Origin of the sequence: Mesorhizobium sp. B2-3-6, assembly GCF_006442305.1 — a bacterium.
GTDB lineage: Bacteria > Pseudomonadota > Alphaproteobacteria > Rhizobiales > Rhizobiaceae > Mesorhizobium.
In genome coordinates this window covers 134,590-153,884 of the sequence record NZ_VFVW01000007.1, presented here as the reverse complement: position 1 = coordinate 153,884, position 19,295 = coordinate 134,590, and the positions used below count along the sequence as shown (strand labels likewise).

General features: G+C 63.0%; 27 protein-coding genes, 1 other RNA gene and 1 pseudogene. 17 read left to right on the top strand and 12 right to left on the bottom strand.

Features of this window, described 5'->3' with window-relative positions; genetic code table 11:
* The first annotated feature begins 21 nt into the window (after positions 1–21).
* The 8 genes from FJ953_RS30585 to FJ953_RS20830 all read left to right on the top strand — a co-directional run bounded on the left by FJ953_RS30585 (position 22) and on the right by FJ953_RS20830 (position 5,733).
* A complete protein-coding gene (locus tag FJ953_RS30585) occupies positions 22–195 on the top strand; it encodes a hypothetical protein (RefSeq protein ID WP_181171627.1) in 174 nt (57 codons plus the stop codon).
* A 1-nt stretch (position 196) separates the two neighbouring features.
* On the top strand, positions 197–514 hold the full coding sequence (locus tag FJ953_RS20860) for a UBP-type zinc finger domain-containing protein (protein WP_140525042.1): 318 nt from the start codon (positions 197–199) through the stop codon (positions 512–514).
* Between the two features lie 112 nt (positions 515–626).
* Positions 627–1,193 carry an elongation factor P gene (gene efp / locus FJ953_RS20855; RefSeq protein ID WP_140493174.1) on the top strand — a complete coding sequence of 189 codons (567 nt, stop codon included), beginning with the start codon at positions 627–629 and terminating at the stop codon, positions 1,191–1,193.
* Positions 1,194–1,280: 87 nt separating this feature from the next.
* Positions 1,281–2,081: an inositol monophosphatase family protein gene (locus FJ953_RS20850; protein WP_140493170.1), complete on the top strand. Its 801-nt coding sequence runs from the start codon at positions 1,281–1,283 to the stop codon at positions 2,079–2,081.
* A gap of 124 nt (positions 2,082–2,205) precedes the next feature.
* On the top strand, positions 2,206–2,892 hold the full coding sequence (locus tag FJ953_RS20845) for a hemolysin III family protein (RefSeq protein WP_140493526.1): 687 nt from the start codon (positions 2,206–2,208) through the stop codon (positions 2,890–2,892).
* A gap of 105 nt (positions 2,893–2,997) precedes the next feature.
* Positions 2,998–4,023 (top strand): MotA/TolQ/ExbB proton channel family protein, encoded by a 1,026-nt coding sequence (locus tag FJ953_RS20840; protein WP_140493167.1) that lies wholly within the window; start codon positions 2,998–3,000, stop codon positions 4,021–4,023.
* Position 4,024: 1 nt separating this feature from the next.
* Positions 4,025–5,056 (top strand): peptidoglycan -binding protein, encoded by a 1,032-nt coding sequence (locus FJ953_RS20835; protein WP_140493164.1) that lies wholly within the window; start codon positions 4,025–4,027, stop codon positions 5,054–5,056.
* 251 nt (positions 5,057–5,307) lie between these two features.
* Complete coding sequence (locus FJ953_RS20830) at positions 5,308–5,733, top strand: hypothetical protein (RefSeq protein WP_140554911.1); 426 nt, start codon at positions 5,308–5,310, stop codon at positions 5,731–5,733.
* 77 nt (positions 5,734–5,810) lie between these two features.
* Here FJ953_RS20830 and FJ953_RS20825 read toward each other — a convergent pair whose 3' ends face one another.
* The gene (locus tag FJ953_RS20825; protein WP_140624974.1) at positions 5,811–6,164 is read right to left on the bottom strand and encodes a DUF1304 domain-containing protein; all 354 of its coding nucleotides are present in this window, start codon (positions 6,162–6,164) and stop codon (positions 5,811–5,813) included.
* A gap of 143 nt (positions 6,165–6,307) precedes the next feature.
* On the opposite strand from FJ953_RS20825, the gene FJ953_RS20820 reads away from it, so the two are divergent.
* Complete coding sequence (locus FJ953_RS20820) at positions 6,308–7,795, top strand: carboxypeptidase M32 (protein WP_140624973.1); 1,488 nt, start codon at positions 6,308–6,310, stop codon at positions 7,793–7,795.
* An 18-nt stretch (positions 7,796–7,813) separates the two neighbouring features.
* Here FJ953_RS20820 and FJ953_RS20815 read toward each other — a convergent pair whose 3' ends face one another.
* Entirely contained in the window at positions 7,814–9,613 is a 1,800-nt protein-coding gene (locus FJ953_RS20815) for an ABC transporter transmembrane domain-containing protein (protein WP_140493152.1), read from the bottom strand.
* A 208-nt stretch (positions 9,614–9,821) separates the two neighbouring features.
* Here FJ953_RS20815 and rpmE point away from each other — a divergent pair, with 208 nt between their 5' ends.
* Positions 9,822–10,043 (top strand): 50S ribosomal protein L31, encoded by a 222-nt coding sequence (gene rpmE, locus FJ953_RS20810; protein WP_006327661.1) that lies wholly within the window; start codon positions 9,822–9,824, stop codon positions 10,041–10,043.
* A 207-nt stretch (positions 10,044–10,250) separates the two neighbouring features.
* On the opposite strand, the gene FJ953_RS20805 is transcribed toward rpmE, so the two are convergent.
* Positions 10,251–10,886, bottom strand: coding sequence for a TetR/AcrR family transcriptional regulator (locus FJ953_RS20805; RefSeq protein WP_140624972.1), 636 nt, complete (start codon positions 10,884–10,886; stop codon positions 10,251–10,253).
* Between the two features lie 221 nt (positions 10,887–11,107).
* On the opposite strand from FJ953_RS20805, the gene FJ953_RS20800 reads away from it, so the two are divergent.
* Positions 11,108–11,587, top strand: coding sequence for a DUF1772 domain-containing protein (locus FJ953_RS20800; RefSeq protein WP_140624971.1), 480 nt, complete (start codon positions 11,108–11,110; stop codon positions 11,585–11,587).
* A gap of 63 nt (positions 11,588–11,650) precedes the next feature.
* Positions 11,651–11,812: a hypothetical protein gene (locus tag FJ953_RS30580; RefSeq protein ID WP_181165385.1), complete on the top strand. Its 162-nt coding sequence runs from the start codon at positions 11,651–11,653 to the stop codon at positions 11,810–11,812.
* Between the two features lie 22 nt (positions 11,813–11,834).
* Here FJ953_RS30580 and FJ953_RS20795 read toward each other — a convergent pair whose 3' ends face one another.
* From FJ953_RS20795 to FJ953_RS20785, 3 genes are all read right to left on the bottom strand, one after another.
* Positions 11,835–12,131: a SelT/SelW/SelH family protein gene (locus tag FJ953_RS20795; RefSeq protein ID WP_140493146.1), complete on the bottom strand. Its 297-nt coding sequence runs from the start codon at positions 12,129–12,131 to the stop codon at positions 11,835–11,837.
* 12 nt (positions 12,132–12,143) lie between these two features.
* Complete coding sequence (locus FJ953_RS20790) at positions 12,144–12,893, bottom strand: YebC/PmpR family DNA-binding transcriptional regulator (RefSeq protein ID WP_140525039.1); 750 nt, start codon at positions 12,891–12,893, stop codon at positions 12,144–12,146.
* 209 nt (positions 12,894–13,102) lie between these two features.
* Positions 13,103–13,426, bottom strand: a complete 324-nt coding sequence (locus FJ953_RS20785) for a helix-turn-helix domain-containing protein (RefSeq protein ID WP_140493140.1) — start codon at positions 13,424–13,426, stop codon at positions 13,103–13,105.
* A 51-nt stretch (positions 13,427–13,477) separates the two neighbouring features.
* Between FJ953_RS20785 and FJ953_RS20780 the strand changes: the two genes are divergently transcribed.
* The 4 genes and pseudogenes from FJ953_RS20780 (at position 13,478) to FJ953_RS20765 (ending at position 15,052) form a co-directional block, all read left to right on the top strand.
* Positions 13,478–13,960, top strand: coding sequence for an SRPBCC domain-containing protein (locus FJ953_RS20780; protein ID WP_140624970.1), 483 nt, complete (start codon positions 13,478–13,480; stop codon positions 13,958–13,960).
* A gap of 17 nt (positions 13,961–13,977) precedes the next feature.
* Positions 13,978–14,367 carry a VOC family protein gene (locus FJ953_RS20775; RefSeq protein WP_281405133.1) on the top strand — a complete coding sequence of 130 codons (390 nt, stop codon included), beginning with the start codon at positions 13,978–13,980 and terminating at the stop codon, positions 14,365–14,367.
* A gap of 11 nt (positions 14,368–14,378) precedes the next feature.
* Positions 14,379–14,558: pseudogene (locus FJ953_RS31000) on the top strand (hypothetical protein); the annotation flags it as partial.
* A gap of 26 nt (positions 14,559–14,584) precedes the next feature.
* Positions 14,585–15,052 carry an SRPBCC family protein gene (locus FJ953_RS20765; RefSeq protein WP_140624969.1) on the top strand — a complete coding sequence of 156 codons (468 nt, stop codon included), beginning with the start codon at positions 14,585–14,587 and terminating at the stop codon, positions 15,050–15,052.
* A 6-nt stretch (positions 15,053–15,058) separates the two neighbouring features.
* Here the strand turns inward: FJ953_RS20765 and FJ953_RS20760 are convergent, their stop codons facing one another.
* From FJ953_RS20760 to ssrS, 6 genes are all read right to left on the bottom strand, one after another.
* Positions 15,059–15,346: a BrnA antitoxin family protein gene (locus tag FJ953_RS20760; protein ID WP_140624968.1), complete on the bottom strand. Its 288-nt coding sequence runs from the start codon at positions 15,344–15,346 to the stop codon at positions 15,059–15,061.
* Positions 15,327–15,614, bottom strand: a complete 288-nt coding sequence (locus FJ953_RS20755; RefSeq protein WP_140566813.1) for a BrnT family toxin — start codon at positions 15,612–15,614, stop codon at positions 15,327–15,329. Before FJ953_RS20755 ends, FJ953_RS20760 begins: the two co-directional genes overlap by 20 nt.
* 80 nt (positions 15,615–15,694) lie before the next feature.
* Positions 15,695–16,462, bottom strand: a complete 768-nt coding sequence (locus tag FJ953_RS20750) for a TerC family protein (RefSeq protein WP_140517541.1) — start codon at positions 16,460–16,462, stop codon at positions 15,695–15,697.
* 70 nt (positions 16,463–16,532) lie between these two features.
* Positions 16,533–17,357: a YmdB family metallophosphoesterase gene (locus FJ953_RS20745; protein WP_140493122.1), complete on the bottom strand. Its 825-nt coding sequence runs from the start codon at positions 17,355–17,357 to the stop codon at positions 16,533–16,535.
* 61 nt (positions 17,358–17,418) lie between these two features.
* A complete protein-coding gene (locus FJ953_RS20740) occupies positions 17,419–18,006 on the bottom strand; it encodes a 5-formyltetrahydrofolate cyclo-ligase (RefSeq protein WP_140517540.1) in 588 nt (195 codons plus the stop codon).
* A 95-nt stretch (positions 18,007–18,101) separates the two neighbouring features.
* Positions 18,102–18,257: non-coding RNA, 6S RNA (gene ssrS, locus FJ953_RS20735), on the bottom strand.
* 159 nt (positions 18,258–18,416) lie between these two features.
* Between ssrS and FJ953_RS20730 the strand changes: the two genes are divergently transcribed.
* On the top strand, positions 18,417–19,256 hold the full coding sequence (locus FJ953_RS20730; RefSeq protein ID WP_140517539.1) for a MoxR family ATPase: 840 nt from the start codon (positions 18,417–18,419) through the stop codon (positions 19,254–19,256).
* The last annotated feature ends 39 nt before the right edge of the window (positions 19,257–19,295 follow it).

The window sequence follows — 19,295 nt, the reverse complement described above, 5'->3', positions numbered from 1 at the left end:
TCCAGCGGAAGTCATCGCGCGATGCTCGTCGAGGCAAGTGACCTCGATCTTTCCATGCAGATGGCTATCATGCGGTCGTCGCAGATCCGTCGGCTGGCAAAAGTCTTCGATATTACTACCGAAGCGGTCGCCGCGGTTTCGATGAGAGCGGTTGAGGGTTTATATCGCGGCATCGCTTCTCCAAGGAGGCAATGAAATGGCTTCGCCCGACAAACGATGCACGCATGGCAGCTTCATCCTCGAGGTAACGCCAAGCGCCGAAGGTTGCGAGGAGTGCCTGAAGACGGGTTCCTGGTGGGTGCATCTGCGGCTGTGCCGCACCTGCGGCCATGTCGGCTGCTGCGACAGTTCTCCGAACCGTCACGCCACCGGCCACTACCGGGCGACCGGCCATCCGGTCATCGAGGCCTACGACCCGCCCGAGACGTGGGGCTGGTGCTATGTCGACGAGGTCATGCTCGATTTCTCGCAGGACAAGACGCCGCAACGCGGCACCATCGTGCGCTTCGATTGAGCCGCCGCCACGGGACACCCGATCAGCGCCAGCTTGCCTCTTCGGGCGATTTGTGGTCTTGGAGGCCCGAAATCGCTGTCTTGCGAACATCTCATTCCCGGATCACATCATCATGGCCAAGATCAACGGCAACGAAATCCGTCCCGGCTACGTCATCGAGCACGATGGCGGCCTGTGGGTGGCCGTCAAGACCAACACGGTCAAGCCGGGCAAGGGCGGCGCCTATAACCAGGTCGAACTGAAGAACCTCATCAACGGCACAAAGCTGAACGAGCGCTTCCGTTCGGCAGAGACGGTCGAGCAGATCCGGCTCGATCTCAAGGATTTTTCCTTCCTCTACGAGCAGGGCGACGCCCTGGTGTTCATGGACACCGAGAGCTACGAGCAGCTCGAGCTGGCGAAGGACTTCGTCGGAGACCGCGCCGCTTTCCTGCAGGACGGCATGATGGTGACGGTCCAGCTCTACGAGGAAAGGCCTATCGGCATTTCGCTCCCCGACCAGGTAACGCTGACCATCACCGAAGCGGACCCAGTGGTAAGGGGCCAGACGGCGGCCTCTTCCTACAAGCCGGCGGTGCTGGAAAACGGCATTCGCGTGCTGGTGCCGCCCTTCATCGGCGCGGGGGAACGCATCGTCGTCGACACCAATGAAATCACTTATATGCGCCGCGCCGACTGATGCATGTCGCCCAGAGGTGGCCCAGGTTTCGGGTCACCGACATGCATCAGGACAAAGGTTAAAGCGCGGGCAGCAGGAAGAGTTACGATGGCACGCTCAGCCCTTCTCAACGTCATGGTCCAGGCCGCAATGAAGGCCGGCCGCTCGCTGTCGCGCGATTTCGGCGAGGTCCAGAACCTGCAGGTCTCGATGAAGGGACCGGGCGACTATGTCAGCCAGGCCGACCGCAAGGCCGAGGATATTGTCTTTGCCGAACTGTCGAAGGCGCGGCCCGGTTACGGCTTCCTGATGGAAGAGCGCGGCACGATCGCCGGCGATGACAGCCAACACCGCTGGATCGTCGATCCGCTCGACGGCACCACCAATTTCCTGCACGGCATTCCGCTTTTCGCTGTCTCGATCGCGCTCGAGCGCCAGGGCCAGATCGTGGCCGGCGTGATCTACAATCCGGCCATGGACGAGCTCTATACGACCGAGCGCGGCGGCGGCGCCTTCATGAACGACCGCCGCCTGCGTGTCGCCGGCCGCACCAAGCTCATCGACACCGTCATCGGCTGCGGGGTGCCGCATCTGGGGCGTGGCCAGCATGGCAATTTCCTGATCGAATTACGCAATGTCATGGCCGAGGTTTCCGGCGTCCGGCGCCTGGGTTCGGCCTCGCTCGATCTCGCTTACGTCGCCGCCGGCCGCATGGACGGATTCTGGGAAGTCGGCCTGTCGCCCTGGGACATCGCAGCCGGCCTGTTGCTGATCCGTGAAGCAGGAGGGTTCGCCTCCGACATGGACGGCGGCCAGGACATGCTCGACAACGGTTCGGTCGTCGCCGGCAACGAGATCATCCAGCGCGCCCTCCTGAAGGCCGTGAAAAAGCCGCTCGCTGCCCGCTGAAGCAGGAATAAGCGCGGAGTAATATCAAATCCCCGCCGCGCTGAAGCGCCGCAGTCGCAAAACGGCAAACAAAGCTTGAAATACTGTCCGGCGCTTGCCCAGATAGGGTTGACGCAGGACGATGATGATCAAGACGCCGCCGCAGATCGAGATCCCCTTTGTCGGACGATGGCACTATTCGCGTGCCGAGATGATCGCCGACGGCATCGTCCATGCCGTCGGCATCGTGCTGGCGATCGCGGCCGGTTCGGCGCTGCTGGCGCTGGCCGCCTTTCGGGTCGGACCGGGCGAATACATCGCCGCCGCCTTCTATGTCGTGTCGCTGCTCACCGTGCTCTCGGTGTCGCTGACCTACAATCTATGGCCGGTGACTTCGCCGGTGAAATGGATTTTGCGGCGTTTCGACCACGCTGCGATCTATCTGCTCATCGCCGCCACCTACACGCCCTTTCTCGCGCAGCTCGACGGCTCGGCGCTGGCCGGCTGGATGATCGTCCTGGTCTGGACCGCGGCCATTATCGGCATCGCCATAAAGGTGTTTTTCCCCGGCCGCTTCGACCGGCTGGCGATCGTCTTCTATCTCGCCATCGGCTGGAGCGGCATCGTCCTGGTCGAGCCGCTCGTCGCTACCTTGCCGACGACGGCGATCGTGCTCATCGTCGCCGGCGGCGTCGTCTATTCCTGCGGCGTGATCTTCTTCGCCTGGAAGGGGCTGCGCTTCCACAACGCGCTGTGGCATGGTTTCGTGGTCACCGGCGCAGGCCTGCATCTGGCGGCGATGGTCGATTGCCTGGTCATCAACCGTCTCTGAAACTGCTGGCGGCAATATTGCCAAGCACCATTCAATTTGGTCACAATTCCGTTTAGAGTCGCCGACGACGTGATCGGCGGCAGCGGCATCGGAAACGGGGCACGGATGGCTTTTCTCAGATCCTTCGGCATGGGCAGGCGCTCCGACGTGCTGATCTACGATCCACACAAATTGTCGAGCCCGCAGGTCTTTCTCCTGACCATGGTCATCTTCCTGGCCATCGTGGCCTTCATCGCAGCGATCCTGACACGGCAGATCTCGACCGCCTTCGTCACCAATCCGGGGCTCAACGGCCTGATCATCGGCGTGCTTGCCGTCGGCATCCTTTTGGCCTTCGTCCAGGTCGGGCGGCTGTTTCGCGAAGTGCGCTGGGTCAACTCCTTCCGCGCCGGTTCCGAGATCACCGAACCGGTGCTGCTGGCGCCGATGAAGGCGATGATCGGCCGCTCGTCGAGCATGGCGTTTTCGACCAGCTCGATGCGCACCATGCTCGACTCCATCGCCACGCGGCTCGATGAAAGCCGCGACACCTCGCGCTACCTCGTCGGCCTCCTGGTGTTCCTTGGCCTGCTCGGCACCTTCTGGGGCCTGCTGAACACGATCGGCTCCATCCGCGAGACCATCGAGTCGCTCGATCCCGGCACGGGCGATGCCGCCGCTGTGCTGGATTCGCTGAAGCAAGGGCTGTCGGCGCCGCTCGCCGGCATGGGCACGGCCTTCTCGTCCTCGCTGTTCGGCCTGTCCGGCTCGCTCGTTCTCGGTTTCCTCGACCTGCAGGCCGGCCGCGCGCAGACGCGCTTCTACACCGAACTGGAGAACTGGCTGTCCTCGGTCACCGACCTGTCGTCCGACATCGTCGTCTCCGACGCGGTCCGGACCGAGCCTTCCGATGAAATCCGCCTGCTGTCGGAGCGGCTGCGCAGCATGCAGGAGAATGGCGGCGGCTCCAATCCGCGCGTCGCCACCGCCATGGCCAATCTCGCCGACGGCATTTCCGGCCTGGTCAAGAACATGCGCTCCGAGCAGCAGATCATGCGCGACTGGGTCGAAGCACAGTCGGATGAACAAAAGGCGATGCGCAACACGCTGGAAAAGATCGCCGACGCCCTGAAGAAGACCGGGGTGCACTAGCATGGCGCTCGCCAGGAGCCGGCGCGCCGACCGCCGCATCGACTATTGGCCGGGCTTCGTCGACGCGTTGTCGACGCTGCTTCTGGCCATCATGTTCCTGCTCACCGTCTTCGTGCTGGCGCAGTTCCTGCTCGGCCGCGAAATCTCCGGCAAGGACGCCGTGCTGTCGCGTCTCAATTCGCAGATCAACGAACTGACGCAGCTTCTGGCGCTGGAGCGTTCCACGACACAGGACAAGGAGGATTCGCTCGCCAATCTGCAGGCATCGCTGTCGGCGGCCGAAGCGGAGAAGAGCCGGCTCCAGCAGCTGCTGGCGCAAGGTGCGGGCGCCGGTGATGCGGCCAACCAGCGCGCGGCGGCGCTGACGGGCGAGCTCGACAGCCAGCGCCAGATCAGCCAGCAGGCGCTGAGCCAGGTCGAGATCCTCAATCAGCAGATCGCGGCCTTGCGCAAGCAGATCGGCGCGCTCGAGGACGCGCTCAACGTCTCCGAGGCCCGCGACCGGGATTCCAACACCAAGATCGCCGACCTTGGCCGCCGCCTCAACGTGGCGTTGGCGCAGCGCGTGCAGGAACTCAACCGCTACCGCTCCGACTTCTTCGGCCGCCTGCGCGAAATCCTCGCCGACCGCGAGAACATCCGCATCGTCGGCGACCGCTTCGTCTTCCAGTCGGAAGTGTTGTTTCCGACCGGCTCGGAGGTGATCAACGATGCCGGCAAGGTCGAGATGAAGAAACTTGCCGACGCCATCATCGAGTTGCAGAAGGAGATCCCGCCGGAGATCAACTGGGTGCTGCGCGTCGATGGCCATACCGACAACAAGCCGTTGTCCGGCACCGGTCGGTATCGCGACAATTGGGAGCTATCGACGGCGCGCTCCACTTCCGTGGTGAAGTTCCTGATCGAGAACGGCGTGCCGGCCAACCGGCTGGTCGCCGCCGGCTTCGGCGAGTTCCAGCCGCTCGACCCCGCCGACACCGAAGAGGCGCGCAACAAGAACCGCCGGATCGAACTGAAGCTCACCGAACGGTGATTCCATCATCACGCGATCTCACGCGAATTTGTTCGCCGGCTCAACTCTAGGGCGCAGTTGCGCACCGGCAAGGCCTGAAAAGATTATCTTTTTTTAATTACACTTCGCCACAGAGCGCTCCTAGCGTGTTGCGCAGGGCCGAGAACCGCCGGCGATGCCTCCCATCGCGACGCGACGGAACTGGACGGCCCGCATTGTCCGGAAGCGGAACGGCAGAGCCGTTCTTTTCCGCAGCAAAAGGAGGCGCCGTCATGCGCTCTTCAGCATCTCTCAAGACTGCAACCCTTGCCGTGATTCTCGTCGCCGCCCCGCTTGCCGGCGCCTACGCCGCGGGTCACCACAGGGGCGCGCTCGACGCGACCGACCCGACCGACATGACCGGCCCGCGTGTCGAGGCTCTCATTGAACAGGTTCAAGGCGTGCATCAGGGCATAATCACCGCCAGACAGGCCAACAACATCACCCCGGCCGCGGCGGAGCGCCTGGAGATGCGCACCGCTCGCATAGGTCAGGCGGCGGAGAAGATAGCCTCGTCGGATCACGGCAGGATACCGGCCGCACAATATCATGACCTGCTGCGCCGTCTCGACAATGTCGACCAGCGGCTGAGGGTCGACATCGGTAGCGGTTTCCTGATGGGCGACGGCGCCGACGGCGGGAACTATCCGAACGGCTGAGGGCATTCTGTCGGCAGTTCAAAAGGAAGGGACCACCTGGCGTCTACGGGACCCAATCCCGCAGGCGCCTCTTTTCCTCACCAGCCGAGCCAGACCGCGGCCAGGGCGGCCGCTGCCGGCACGGCCTGCACGAACAGGATCTTGCGACCGACCGTTGCGGCCCCGTACAGGCCGGCAATGGCCACGCAGAGCAGGAAGAAAACCTTGACCTGGAAACCGGCCGTGCCGAGGTAGAGGGCCCAGATCAGGCCGGCGGCGAGAAAGCCGTTATAGAGACCCTGATTGGCGGCAAGCACCTTCGAGGCGCTGGCGAATTCCGGCGTCAGCCGGAATGCCTTGTGCCCGCGCGGCGTGTCCCAGAGCACCATCTCCAGATAGACGATATAGACATGGATCAAGGCCACCAGCCCGACCAGGATGTTGCCGATCATCGTGTTCCCCCGTGATGTATCGTCGGGCAGCATTTCACGCGTCGGTTCACCAGCGCAAGGCGCATCTGCCGGGCGGCGCGTGAGGGTTGCAAACGCGCAGGCGTTGGTATCTTTTCGCCCCGTCCCCAATCACGGAAGCCGCCATGTCCTTTCAAAAACTCGATGACCTCGGCCACAAGCTCGAAGCCCTGGAGCACGCGCTGGCCATCCTCGGCGCCGATGAAGCGACCCACATGGCCGTCGGCGGCGGCGAGAAGCGCGCCGAGGCCATGGCGGCGCTTGCCGGCATGTACCACACCAGGGCGACCGCGCCGGAAATATCGGACTGGATCGCCGCCGCCGAAGGCGAGGCGCTTGACGATGAACAGCGGGCGGCGCTGGCCGAACTGCGGCGGCAATACACCAACCTGACCTGCCTGCCGGTCGAATTCGTCGAACGCCAGACGACCGCGCGCATGCGCTGCGAGCAGTTGTGGCGCGACCTGCGGGCCAAGAACGACTGGGCGGGCTTCCTGCCGGCGCTTGAAGGCGTGGTGGCGCTGGTGCGCGAAGAGGCGGCCCTGCGCGCCGATATCCTCGGCCTCGCCCCCTACGACGCGCTGATGGAGCAATACGACCCCGGCAACCGCACCGCCGACATCACCCCGGTGTTCGCCGACTTGAAAGCTTTCCTCAAGGGGTTCGTGCCGGAAGCGCTGGCTGCGCAGGAAGCGCGGCTGCGCAAGCGCCCTCTCAAGCCGCTTTCGGGAACCTATGCGGTCGACAGGCAGCGCGAACTCGGCCTCGCCATGATGGCGGCGGTCGGCTTCGACCTGACGCACGGCTCGCTGTCGGTGTCGCACCATCCGTTCTGTGGCGGTGTGCCGAGCGACGTGCGCATCACCACCCGCTACAAGACGTCCGATTTCCTGTCGGCGCTGATGGGCGTGCTGCACGAGACCGGTCATGCACTCTACGAGCAGAACCTGCCGAAGGCCTGGTCGCACTGGCCGCTCGGCAAGGCGCGCGGCATGGCCGTGCATGAAAGCCAGAGCCTGTTCGTTGAAAAGCAGATCGGGCGCAATCCCGCCTTCTGGCGTTGGGCATTGCCGGTCGTGGAAAAACATCTCGGCGAAATCTGGTCGCTCGACGACATCCTGCCGCATGTCCACCATGTCGAGCGCGGCCTGATCCGTGTCGATGCCGACGAGGTGACGTACCCGCTGCATGTCATCCTGCGCTACGAACTGGAGCAGGAGCTCGTCTCCGGCAGGATTGAGGTGGCCGAGCTGCCCGAGGCCTGGGATGCCAGGATGCGCGACTATCTCGGCCTTTCAACGATCGACAACCCCGCGGATGGGCCGATGCAGGACGTGCATTGGCCTGCTGCCGCCTTTGGCTACTTTCCCTCCTACACGCTGGGCGCGATGATGGCGGCGCAGCAATGGGCGGCGCTGACGCGGGAGCATCCGTCGGCCGATGACGATCTTGCCAAGGGGAATTTCGGTGCCATCAACGATTGGCGCCGCAAGAACATATGGTCGCAGGGATCGCGCTGGTCGACGCCCGATCTGCTCGAACGCGCCACCGGTGAAAAGCTCAATGCCGTCTATTTCACCGACCACCTGCGCAAACGGTATGGAACCGCGTGAGCACGCCCAGCGTAGCCGCTACTCAGCCGCGCCCCTGAAGGCGCTGGCGCCGGTCTCGAACTGCAGCTTGGCCAGCCGGGCATAGATGCCGCCCTTGGTCACCAGGCTTTGATGCGTGCCTTCCTCGACGATGCGGCCGCCATCCATCACCAGGATGCGGTCGGCCTTCAGCACCGTCGCCAGGCGGTGCGCGATGACGATCGTGGTGCGGCCCCGCATCAGCCGCTCCAGCGCCATTTGCACCAGCGTCTCGCTTTCGGCGTCGAGTGCCGAGGTCGCCTCGTCGAGCAACAGAATCGGCGCGTCGCGCAGGATGGCGCGGGCGATCGCCACCCGCTGGCGTTGCCCGCCCGACAGCGTCACGCCGCGCTCGCCGACCTGGCTGTCATAGCCCTTCTCGAGCTTGAGGATGAATTCGTCGGCCAGCGCGTCCTTTGCCGCCGCTTCGATCTCTGACTCGCTGGCGCCCGGCCGGCCGAAGCCGATATTGTCGCGCGCGCTGGCCGCGAAGATGGTGACGTCCTGCGGCACGATGGCGATGCGCTGCCGTATCGAAAGGGGGTCGGCTTCGCGGATGTCGACGCCGTCGATCAGGATCCTGCCGGTCTCCGGATCGTAGAAGCGCAGGATCAGCGAGAACACCGTGCTCTTGCCCGCTCCCGAGGGACCGACGATCGCCACCGTCTCGCCAGGCTTGACCGAGAAGCTCAGGCCGTGGACGGCGGCGCGGTCGGGCCGGGCCGGGTAGGAAAAGGACACGGCCTCGAAGCTGATCGCTCCCTTGCTCGCCACCGGCAGCGGCCTGGGATTGGCAGGCGCCACGATCGCCGGCTCCTCGGCGAGGATTTCGGTCAGCCGTTCGGCGGCACCTGCTGCCTGGGCCAATTCGCCCCAGACCTCCGATAGCGCGCCGAGCGCACCGGCGGCGAATACCGAATAGAGCAGGAACTGGCCTAGCGTGCCCGGCGACAGATTGCCGTCGAGCACGTCGCGCGAGCCGAACCACAGCACCGCCACGACCGAGGAGAAAATCGTGAAGATGGCGAAGAAGGTGAGGAACGAGCGCGCGAAGATCGAGGCGCGCGCGGCCTCGAAGGCGGCCTCGACGGCACCCGAAAAACGCCCGGTGACCAGCGTCTCATTGGTGAAGGCCTGCAATGTGCGCACCGCGCCGATCTGCTCGCTGGCATAGGCGGTGGCATCGGCCAGCGTGTCCTGCGCCTGTCTTGACTTGCGCCGCACCGAGCGGCCGAAGGCGACCAGCGGCAGCACGATGATTGGAATGGCTGCGATGACCAGCCCGGACAGTTTCGGGCTGGTGAAAACCATCATCGCGACCGCGCCGAGGCCAAGGATGACATTGCGCAGCGCCACCGAAGCGGTCGCCCCGACCGCCGATTTGACCTGCGTGGTGTCGGCGGCGAGCCGCGACACGATCTCGCCCGACTGGGCAGTGTCGAAGAAGGCCGGCGACAGTTTCGTCACATGGGCAAAGACATCGCGCCTGATATCGGCGACGACGCGCTCGCCGAGCGTGATGACGAAATAGTAGCGGCCCGCCGATGCCGCCGCCAGCAGCGCGGCCATCGCCACCAGCGCGGCGAAATATTCGGCGATGAAGGAGGAACCGGACGGCGTGAAACCATGATCGATCATGCGCCGTACCGCCAGCGGCAGCGCCAGCGTCGTCACCGCCGCGACGATCAGCGAGATGACGGCGCCCGCCACCAATGTGCGGTAGCGGCCGATGTAGGGAAACAGGCGCCTGAGCGGCTTGAGCGAGCGCCGGCGCTCGTCTGCGCTGCTGGTTTGCGCCATCCTGGTCTTTCCTCTTGGCCGCCTTCAGCTATGCGCCTCAATATGCGCTTGCCGCGGCCTTGTGATTCAATTCCGGCTGATGTATAGGCTCGCCGACCGTTTTAGAAGCCGTGGCTCCTCAATAGCTGCGGCTTCGAGTTTTAAAAAGGGGCGCATCGACGCAGGCTTTCAGCCCGTCAGCCGCACCCGGCAAACCAGGAACCGAGCCATGAAGACCGATATCCATCCCGACTACCACACCATCAAGGTCGTCATGACCGACGGCACCGAGTACATGACCCGTTCGACCTGGGGCAAGGAAGGCGATACGATGAACCTCGACATCGACCCGACCACGCACCCGGCCTGGACCGGCGGCCAGCAGACCCTGCTCGACCGCGGCGGCCGCCTGTCGAAGTTCAAGAAGCGCTTCGAAGGTTTCGGCCTCTAGGCCCCATCAGCTTTTCGCTGACCAGAGAACCCGTCCTCGTGGCGGGTTTTTTGTTGGCCAATGCACGTCCCTTCACGCTGGCGCTTGCCTCCACCTCCCCCTTGTCGGTCCCGTGTGGGAGGTCGGACCGAAGGTCGGGTGGGTCGGCGCTGCCCCCACCCCGCTGCTTCGCAGCGACCCTCCCCACGAGGGGAGGGTGAGAGCATCCTATTCCGCAAGCAATTCCCTGAGCGCCATGCGCTTGTAGGCGGCGACCAGCCTGTCGCCCTCCTTCCGCTCGACCGAGATCGCCAGCCGCATGGCGGCCTCGCCCATCTGCCAGACGAGAAACGCCGTCGTCTCCAGCGCGACGGCATCGGCATCGGGCCGCAGGCGTTTGAGCGCCGCAGTGAGAAATTCGGCGTTCGCACGGCTGTCGGCAAGCTCCAGTTCGCGCAGCGCTTTGTCGGCCTGCGTGCCCGACCAGATATCGCGCATCACCGGCTCCGCCAGGAACAGGTGGTAATAAATGTCCACCAGTTCCGAGAACGCCCGCCGAAGGCCCTCGGCGTCGCCGACGTCCTTGAGCGCGGCTGAAATGCAGGCCTGGCTTTCGGCGGTGTAGCGCTCGGCCAGCGCCCAGACGATCGCCCGCTTGTCGGGGAAGAACTGGTAGAGCGAGCCGATCGACACCCCAGCCCGCTCCGCCACCTCGCCCATGCGCATGGCATCGCTGCCTTGCTCCGCAATCAGCGCCGAGGCGGCGGCGAGCATGCGCTCGACCCGTTCACGGCTGCGCTGCTGGCTCGGCGCGCGGCGTGGCGTGGCGACCTGTTCCGGTGGGGACGTGGCGGTTTTTTCCATGGCTCTTCAACAGATGCCGGGCGGCAATGCCACCCAGAAATGACTTGACTCGCAAAATACGAGGGTTTATCACGTTTTGCAAATATGAGGATTTCTCATGTTTTGAAAGAAGCAGACGGGATAATTGATTTGAAGGCGTCGAACAGGTGCCCGGCCACCCCCCAAAACTTTTCTGCCCATTGCGACTGAAACCGCCGCAACCGGCATCTGGAGCAACTGACATGATCCCGAAATTACTTCCCACCCTCATCTTCATCGCCGCTATCGGCTCGGGCGTTGTTGGCGGCGTGTTCTTCGCCTTTTCCAACTTCGTCATGCCGGCAATGGCTCGCCTGCCTGCCGCGGGCGGTATCGCCGCCATGAACTCGATCAACATCACCGTCATCACGCCGATGTTCATGACCGCCTTGTTCGGCACCGGCCTGATCTGCCTTGTCTTGATCGCCGGCGCCATCATCGGCTGGCAGCAGCCAGGCTCCTTCTGGCTGCTGGCCGGCGCAGTCATCTATCTCGTCGGCAACCCGATCGTGACGATGGTTTTCAACGTGCCGCTCAACGACGCGCTGGCCGCCATCGATCCGGCCAGCAGCAACGGCGCTGCTGTATGGACCACCTATCTCAGGGACTGGGTGATGTGGAACCACGTGCGCGCCATCACCGCCATCGCCGCGCTGGCATCCTTCTGGTTCGCCGCGCGTTGACGTGTCTCGGTCCGCCGCGTTCGGCATCGCGGCGACCGAGGCGTGTTTATCGGGAGAAGCGCCGTGAACGACCCGTATTCCACCATGGCCTTGGGCATTGCCGCGGGGATCGGCCTCGGCGCTGTCTGTGGCGCAGCGATGGATGACCCTGCCGTCGGCATCGGCATGGGCATAGCAATCGGCGCCGGGATCGGCGCGATTTTCGGGCAGAGGCGAGGAAAATGACGTCCGGCTTCTGCGGGAAGTCTCAGCTCTTCGCCTTGCGGTCGGAATGACCGAGATCGCGGTCCGGGTCGATGACGTCGCGCACCAGTTGCTTGAGTTTTGCCGCATCCGGAAAGCCGCCGTCGCGCTTGCGGTCCCAGACCAGCACCTCGTTGCACGATATGGTGAAGACGCCGCCGGTGCCGGGCACCAGCGTCACCTCGCCCAGATCGGTGCCGAATGTCGATAGCAGTTCCTGCGCCATCCAGCCGGCACGCAGCAGCCACTGGCACTGCGTGCAATAGGTGATGCGGATGGTGGGCAGCGGTTTTTCGATCATGTCAGGCTTTGCTCACGCAGCGCTGAGCTTGGCCATGGTCTCCTCGTCGACCTCGAAATTGGCGTAGACGCTTTGAACGTCATCGTCGTCCTCGAGCGTGGCAACCAGCTTCATCAGCGACTGGGCGCGTTCCTCGTCGACCGGAATATTGTTCTGCGGTTTCCAGATCGGCTTCACCGATTCCGCCTCGCCGAGAGAGGCTTCGAGTGCCTTCGACACCTCGCCGAGGTTTTCGAAGGCGCAATAGATGGTGTGGCCTTCCTCGTCCGACTCCACGTCATCGGCGCCGGCTTCGATCGCGGCGTCCATGACCTTGTCGGCGCTGCCGGCCGATGCCGGATAATAGATTTCGCCGACCCGATCCCACATGAACGACACCGAGCCGGTTTCGCCCATCGCCCCACCGGCCTTGGTGAAGGCGGCGCGCACATTCGAAGCCGAGCGGTTGCGATTGTCGGTCAGCGCCTCGACGATCACGGCGACGCCGCCGGGACCGTAGCCCTCGTAACGCACGGCTTCGTAATTTTCGGCGTCGCCCATCGACGCCTTGTTGATGGCGCGCTGGATATTGTCCTTCGGCATCGACACCGCCTTGGCGTTCTGCACGGCAAGGCGCAGGCGCGGATTCATCGACGGATCGGGGGTCCCGCTCTTGGCCGCGACGGTGATTTCGCGCGCCAGCTTGGAAAACATTTTCGACCGCACCGCGTCCTGACGGCCCTTGCGGTGCATGATGTTCTTGAACTGTGAATGGCCAGCCATGGCACCCCTGTCGTGTTCGGCTAGAGCATCGCGCGGCGAGATGCATGACCGCCTTCCGCAATGCTCGAATTCAAAATGTCAGAACGTCCCTGCTGCGTCCGAATGGACGTATGGCGCTCTTTGTCGGAATGGCCGGCTTATAGATAAATCGGCTCAATTCGTCCAGCCGCGCCGCGCTTTACCACGCACGGCAAAGCCGTGACGGCCGTTCACCCCTCCAGATCGGATTTCAGCCGGTCTATGATGCTAAGCGCATGGCCGGCGTACTGGCTGATCCAGCGGTCGTGAATCTGCTTGATCGGCAGCGCGTTGAGATGGTTCCAGCGCTCGCGCCCCTCGCGCCGCGCCACGATGAGATCGGCCTCTTCCAGCACTTTGAGATGCAGCATGACGGTGCAGCGGTCGACATCGGAAAACGCCTCGCACAGCATGCCGGTCGTCTTTGGCGCGTCCTTCAGCAGATCCAGCATCTCGCGCCGGCGCGGATGCGCCAGCGCCTTGAAAACATTGTCGTCTTGCGATCGGCTTGACATGTTATTTTTTTATAACATAAACTCCTATCAATCAAGGAAGGAGCTGTGGATATGTCTCTTGGATTCAGGGTTTCAGGACGCATCGGCAAACCGGTCGCCGACGTCTTCGACGCGGTCGTCAATCCGAAGAAGCTCAGCTCCTATTTCACCACTATCGGCGGTGCCAGCGCGCCCTTGGTGTCGGGCGCCAATGTCGTGTGGTGGGGCAAGGTGCCGGTCGAAGTAGACGAAATCGTCAGGGACAGCCGCATCGTGCTGCGCTGGGATGCCACCGACGAAGAGGGAAAGCCGGCCTACAAGACCCGCATCGAGATGAATTTCGAGCCGCTCGACGACGGCGGCACTTTCGTCACCATCGCCGAGGCCGGCTGGCACGAGGACGCGGTCGGCCTGAAGAAGTCCTATCTCAATTGCGAGGGCTGGTCGCAGATGCTGGCCTGCATGAAGGCCTATGTCGAACACGGCATCAATTTGCGCGAAGGCTACTACCGCAGCGAGATAAAGGGCGAGCCTGCCAACGAGACCAACATTTGAGCGAAGGGAGGCCTGCCGTGAAAGTAACCCCGTTCCTGATGTTCGAAGGCAAGGCCGAGCAAGCAATGGCCTTCTATTGTGAGACCATTCCGGATAGCCGCGTCCTCGACCTCACGCGCTACGGTGCAGGCGAGGACGGACCCGAAGGGGCAGTCAAGCTGGCTCGCGCATCCATCGGCGGCACGGAGGTCATGATCTTCAACAGCCCGGTACAGCACGCCTTCACCTTCACGCCGTCGGTCTCGCTCTTCGTCGACTGTTCCACCGAAGAAGAGCTGGAGCGCATCGTCGAGGCCTTGTCCAAAGACGGCACGTTTCTGATGCCGACCGGCAATTACGGTTTCAGCCGCCGTTTCGCCTGGCTGAACGACAGGTTCGGCGTTTCCTGGCAGATCAATCTGCCATAGCAGGACCGGGCCAAGCCGAGATCTGGCTGGGACTGTTCACCGGGGATTTCCCGGGCGCCGCCGATCATCTCGCCAAGGTCGGCGTCGAGCGATGCGACGCCATCGAGCCGCTGGGAGAAGGCTTCCGCGGTTTCTGGATCACCAGCCCCGCCAACATCGTTCACATGGTGCGGGAGCCCGACGCCTGGTGAAGGCGTATTCGGCAGGGGAGAACGCTATGGAAATCCGCGAGACACCGACGGCCGAAGCCGCCATGATGATCCGGCGGCCGGTCTCCGACGTTTTCGAGGCCATCGTCAACCCGGAGATCACCACGAAATTCTGGTTCACCCATTCCAGCGGCAGGTTGGACGGCCGCAAGCCGGTTCAATGGGAGTGGCGCATGTATGGCGTCTCGACGACCGTGGTCGTCAGCGAGATCGTCGCCAACGAAAAGATCGTCATGCAATGGAGCGATCCGCCGACCACGGTGATCTGGACCTTCACCGAAATGCCAGGTGACGCGACCTTCCTGGAGGTCCACAATTTCGGCTTTGCCGGCAATGGCGACGAACAGGTGAAACAGGCGGTCGATTCAACCGGCGGCTTCACGCTCGTTCTGGCCGGCGCCAAGGCCTGGCTCGAACAAGGCCTGACACTAGGCCTGATCGGCGACCGTCACCCGAAGGGCGCACCGGGGAGTTGAACCGGCTCAGGTTTTACGCTTTTCCTGCTCGATCACGTGATGGCGGAGCACACGATTGATTTCGGTCTGGTAACCACCACCCCCGACATGCTCCTTGAACCACGATAGCACGTCAGCATCGAGTCTGATTGTCACTGGCTGCTTGAGTGGTCTGTAAAGATGTCCACGACGAGCATGAATCCAATTCTCCGCCGGAACTTCTGGGATGTCGGAAGTATTAATTTCGCTGTCAGGCAAACCAGCCAGCTTGGCGAGCTGGTTGCGCTGATCCTGACTAAGGTCCTTCTTGCTCATAGCGCCTCCTTTCATGCGCTGTCGCTTTCCGGGCACCAACAATCCTAACTCGTTCCTCATCTTCGCGATCAGGATATGTGTGTACAACCAGCATGACCACTACGGCATCGATCGTCCCGATAGCGTGCCAACGCTGCTCACCATCTTCAAACCGGTCGGGCACGATGAGATAAAGCGGATCATCGAACACCTTCTGCGCGAGATCGAATCCGATGCCGAGCTTGGCAAGTTTGCGCCTGGCTCTTTCAGCATCCCATTCGAACCGCAAAGCAGCACCATCGATTACGATATTGTACGTACAATTTCGTAAGAGTCAGCCTGAACTCGGCATTGGCCATGTCGTCAGGCTCAATGCCCGCCGCCGGACTTCGCCTTCTTGCGGTTCCGCGCCAGCATGTTGAGGCCTTCGACGAGCGCCGAAAAACCCATCGCCGCGTAGATATAACCCTTGGGCACATGGTAGCCCATGCCGTCGGCGATCAGCGTCATGCCGATCATCAACAGGAAGCCCAGCGCCAGCATGACGATGCTCGGGTTCCTGGCTATGAAGTTCGCCAACGGCGTAGCCGCCAGCATCATCACCGTAACCGCCACGATGACGGCGATGTACATGATGGCGATCTCGTCGGTCATGCCGACGGCGGTAATGATGGAATCGATGGAGAAGACAAGGTCGAGAAGCAGTATCTGGAAGATGGCGCCGGCAAGGCTCATCTGCACGGTCTCGCCCAGCATCGTGTCCTGGTGGTCGTCGGGGTCGACCGTGTGATGGATCTCCTTGGTCGCCTTCCACACCAGGAACAGGCCACCGGCGATCAGGATCAGGTCGCGCCAGGAAAAGCCGTGGCCAAGGGCGGTGAAGACCGGCGCCGTCAGTTGGACGATGATCGAGATGGTGGCGAGCAGCACCAGCCGCATGACGAGCGCCGCCGAGATGCCGAGCCGGCGGGCGCGGGCTCGCTGTGCTTCCGGCAGCTTGTTGGTCAGGATCGAGATGAAGATCAGGTTGTCGATGCCGAGCACGATCTCGAGCACCACCAGGGTCAACAGCGCGACCCAGGCGGTGGGATCGGACACGAAGGCGAAGTGCGGCGCCAGGAACTCGATAAGCTGCATGGAGGTCGTCCCCTCTACGATCTAGAGCAGTGTCGCCGGCAGTTAGGTATTGAGAGCCCCTATATCAATGTCACGTCCAGAAGGACGGCGCCGTTTCCTCGAGCCGCGGCCCGCGGCGAAACGGCGCGATCTTCTCGGTCAGCCCCGTGCGGTCGGAAATATCAACGCCGACGCCGCACAAGGTCGCGGGTCCGGTCGCCGCCTCGAAACGCCCCTTCGGCACTTTCGACAGGAACCGGTTGAGCGGCTCCTCCTTGTCCATGCCGAGCGACGAATCATAATCGCCGCACATGCCCGCGTCGGAAATGTAGCCGGTGCCGCCATTGAGGATATGGTGATCGGCGGTCGGCTGGTGGGTGTGAGTGCCGACCACGAGGCTGGCGCGACCGTCGACGAAATGCGCGAAGCACATTTTTTCGGAGGTCGCCTCGGCGTGGAAGTCGATGACCACGGCATCCGCCTGCTCGCCGAGCGGACAGGCGGCAAGCTCGCGCTCGCCAGCCTGGAAGGGATCGTCGAGCTCGGGATGCATGAACACCCGGCCCATGATGTTGGCGACCAGCACGCGCGCGCCGCTCCTGGCGATGTAGACGCCCGAGCCGCGCCCTGGCGTACCCTTGGGAAAATTCGAGGGGCGCAGGAAGCGCTCTTCGCGCGGCGCGAAGGCGAGCGCATCGCGCTGGTCCCAGACATGGTTGCCGGTGGTGACGACATCGGCGCCGGCCGCGATGGTCTCGCGAAAAATCTCCTCGGTGATGCCGAAGCCGCCGGCCGCGTTTTCGCCGTTGACGATGACGAAATCGAGCTTGAAGTCCGAGATCAGGCCCGGCAATTGCTCCCACACCGCCGTGCGGCCTGTCTTGCCGACCATGTCGCCGAGGAAGAGAAGTCTCATCACGCTTGACCCCGAAAAGTGGCATGACTTTCGGCAAAGATCATGCGTTCCAAAGAACTATCTACAATTCTGGCTCGAACCGGCGCAACCCGCTCTCGGTGAGTATTTCCGGGATGATGACGTCATGGTCCTCATTGGGAACCATCGTCACTTCCTGGCAGTCGAAAGCAATGCCGATCAGCCGGGGCGCATGCCCCTTGTCGACAAGCTTGGCGATCGCACGGTCATAATAGCCCGCGCCGTAACCGATGCGGTGGCCGCGCGCGTCGAAGCCGGCGAGCGGCACCAGCATGACGGAGGGGTCAAGAACTTCGGCCTCCTCATGCGGCCCGACGGTGCCAAATCCCATATCGATCATCGGCGCGCCGCGTACCAATTCGCGAAAGACGATGGTCGTCTTGTCGAGGATCGCCGGAAGGCAGAGCCGTGCGCCCTTTTCGCGCAAGGCGAACATCAGCGGCCGGACATCGACTTCCGAGCGCATTGGCCAGAAGCCGGACACGATTTGGCCTGGCTCGATGGCAAGCTGGTCGCGCGCGGTTTCGGCCATATCGAGCGCGACTTCCACCCGCCAGAATTCATCGAGCGCGTCGCGGCGGCCAAGTGCTTCCTTGCGCAGCTGTTTTTTCAGGTCTTTTGAGGATGCCATGCGCAGACGCTAGAAAAAGCCAGACCTGAATGGACGTTTTGGGAGCGACGTTTTCCATCGCATGATCCACGAAATACGTGGATGTGGCGAATAAGTGACGATCCACACAACCGGTGGAGAAGTCGATCCCGGGTGCCTACAAAGTAGGTGGGCGCCGTGTGAGAAAACCCACGGGTCTTCCCAGGGACAGCTCCCTAAGGATCGTTAAGGCCCCGGGGAAAAGTGTCTCCTGCCGGGAAGCGCAGACCGTCAGCCCCAATATAGGCCGATGCCCTCCCAAGCGCCAGAGACTTGGCGCCAGAGAGTTGGCGCTCTTGCCCTGCCGGCTTCACACTTCGCCGCCGCCAACCCACCCTTGCATGGGCCAAGCCGTCTCCTTACGGTCGTCCGTACTGAACCAAGGAGCAAAAATGCGTTTCGAAGGCACGGCGGCCTACGTCGCCGACAAGGATCTGATGGTGGCGGTCAACGCGGCGATCGCGCTGGAACGGCCCTTGCTGGTCAAAGGTGAGCCCGGCACCGGCAAGACGGAGCTTGCCAGGCAAGTGGCGGCGGCACTCGGGCTGGAACTCATGGAATGGCACGTCAAATCGACGACGCGGGCGCAGCAAGGCCTCTACGAGTACGATGCAGTGTCGCGGCTGCGCGACAGCCAACTTGGCGATACCAGGTTCAACGATATCAAGAACTACATCAAGCGCGGCAAATTGTGGGAAGCCTTCGCCGCCGGCAAGAAGGTTGTGCTTCTGATCGACGAGATCGACAAGGCCGATATCGAATTTCCCAACGACCTCTTGCAGGAACTCGACCGGATGGAGTTCTTCGTCTACGAGACCGGCGAGACGATCCGCGCCGCGGTGAGGCCGATCGTCATCATCACCTCCAACAACGAGAAGGAACTGCCCGACGCCTTCCTGCGTCGCTGCTTTTTCCACTACATCCGCTTTCCCGACGTCGAGACGCTGCACAGGATCGTCGATGTGCATTATCCCGGCATCAAGCAGAATCTGGTGCGGGCGGCGCTCACTCAGTTCTACGAAATCCGCGACGTGCCGGGACTGAAGAAGAAGCCGTCGACCTCCGAGGCGCTCGACTGGATAAGGCTGCTGGTCGCCGACGACATCGCGCCCGAGGATCTGCGCGCCGACCCGAAGAACGCGCTGCCCAAGCTGCATGGCGCACTGCTGAAGAACGAGCAGGACGTGCATCTGTTCGAACGGCTGGCCTTCATGGCGAGACGGCAAGGGTGACGAGCGGCTCGGCGTCCTGAGGCCGAGCCGCAAGGCATT

Bases quoted from the DNA above. Each gene is read 5' to 3' on its own strand.
- FJ953_RS30585 (WP_181171627.1), top strand. From the start codon at position 22: ATGCTCGTCGAGGCAAGTGACCTCGATCTTTCCATGCAGATGGCTATC.
- FJ953_RS20860 (WP_140525042.1), top strand. From the start codon at position 197: ATGGCTTCGCCCGACAAACGATGCACGCATGGCAGCTTCATCCTCGAG.
- efp (WP_140493174.1), top strand. From the start codon at position 627: ATGGCCAAGATCAACGGCAACGAAATCCGTCCCGGCTACGTCATCGAG.
- FJ953_RS20850 (WP_140493170.1), top strand. From the start codon at position 1,281: ATGGCACGCTCAGCCCTTCTCAACGTCATGGTCCAGGCCGCAATGAAG.
- FJ953_RS20845 (WP_140493526.1), top strand. From the start codon at position 2,206: ATGATCAAGACGCCGCCGCAGATCGAGATCCCCTTTGTCGGACGATGG.
- FJ953_RS20840 (WP_140493167.1), top strand. From the start codon at position 2,998: ATGGCTTTTCTCAGATCCTTCGGCATGGGCAGGCGCTCCGACGTGCTG.
- FJ953_RS20835 (WP_140493164.1), top strand. From the start codon at position 4,025: ATGGCGCTCGCCAGGAGCCGGCGCGCCGACCGCCGCATCGACTATTGG.
- FJ953_RS20830 (WP_140554911.1), top strand. From the start codon at position 5,308: ATGCGCTCTTCAGCATCTCTCAAGACTGCAACCCTTGCCGTGATTCTC.
- FJ953_RS20825 (WP_140624974.1), bottom strand. From the start codon at position 6,164: ATGATCGGCAACATCCTGGTCGGGCTGGTGGCCTTGATCCATGTCTAT.
- FJ953_RS20820 (WP_140624973.1), top strand. From the start codon at position 6,308: ATGTCCTTTCAAAAACTCGATGACCTCGGCCACAAGCTCGAAGCCCTG.
- FJ953_RS20815 (WP_140493152.1), bottom strand. From the start codon at position 9,613: ATGGCGCAAACCAGCAGCGCAGACGAGCGCCGGCGCTCGCTCAAGCCG.
- rpmE (WP_006327661.1), top strand. From the start codon at position 9,822: ATGAAGACCGATATCCATCCCGACTACCACACCATCAAGGTCGTCATG.
- FJ953_RS20805 (WP_140624972.1), bottom strand. From the start codon at position 10,886: ATGGAAAAAACCGCCACGTCCCCACCGGAACAGGTCGCCACGCCACGC.
- FJ953_RS20800 (WP_140624971.1), top strand. From the start codon at position 11,108: ATGATCCCGAAATTACTTCCCACCCTCATCTTCATCGCCGCTATCGGC.
- FJ953_RS20795 (WP_140493146.1), bottom strand. From the start codon at position 12,131: ATGATCGAAAAACCGCTGCCCACCATCCGCATCACCTATTGCACGCAG.
- FJ953_RS20790 (WP_140525039.1), bottom strand. From the start codon at position 12,893: ATGGCTGGCCATTCACAGTTCAAGAACATCATGCACCGCAAGGGCCGT.
- FJ953_RS20785 (WP_140493140.1), bottom strand. From the start codon at position 13,426: ATGTCAAGCCGATCGCAAGACGACAATGTTTTCAAGGCGCTGGCGCAT.
- FJ953_RS20780 (WP_140624970.1), top strand. From the start codon at position 13,478: ATGTCTCTTGGATTCAGGGTTTCAGGACGCATCGGCAAACCGGTCGCC.
- FJ953_RS20765 (WP_140624969.1), top strand. From the start codon at position 14,585: ATGGAAATCCGCGAGACACCGACGGCCGAAGCCGCCATGATGATCCGG.
- FJ953_RS20760 (WP_140624968.1), bottom strand. From the start codon at position 15,346: ATGAGCAAGAAGGACCTTAGTCAGGATCAGCGCAACCAGCTCGCCAAG.
- FJ953_RS20750 (WP_140517541.1), bottom strand. From the start codon at position 16,462: ATGCAGCTTATCGAGTTCCTGGCGCCGCACTTCGCCTTCGTGTCCGAT.
- FJ953_RS20745 (WP_140493122.1), bottom strand. From the start codon at position 17,357: ATGAGACTTCTCTTCCTCGGCGACATGGTCGGCAAGACAGGCCGCACG.
- FJ953_RS20740 (WP_140517540.1), bottom strand. From the start codon at position 18,006: ATGGCATCCTCAAAAGACCTGAAAAAACAGCTGCGCAAGGAAGCACTT.
- FJ953_RS20730 (WP_140517539.1), top strand. From the start codon at position 18,417: ATGCGTTTCGAAGGCACGGCGGCCTACGTCGCCGACAAGGATCTGATG.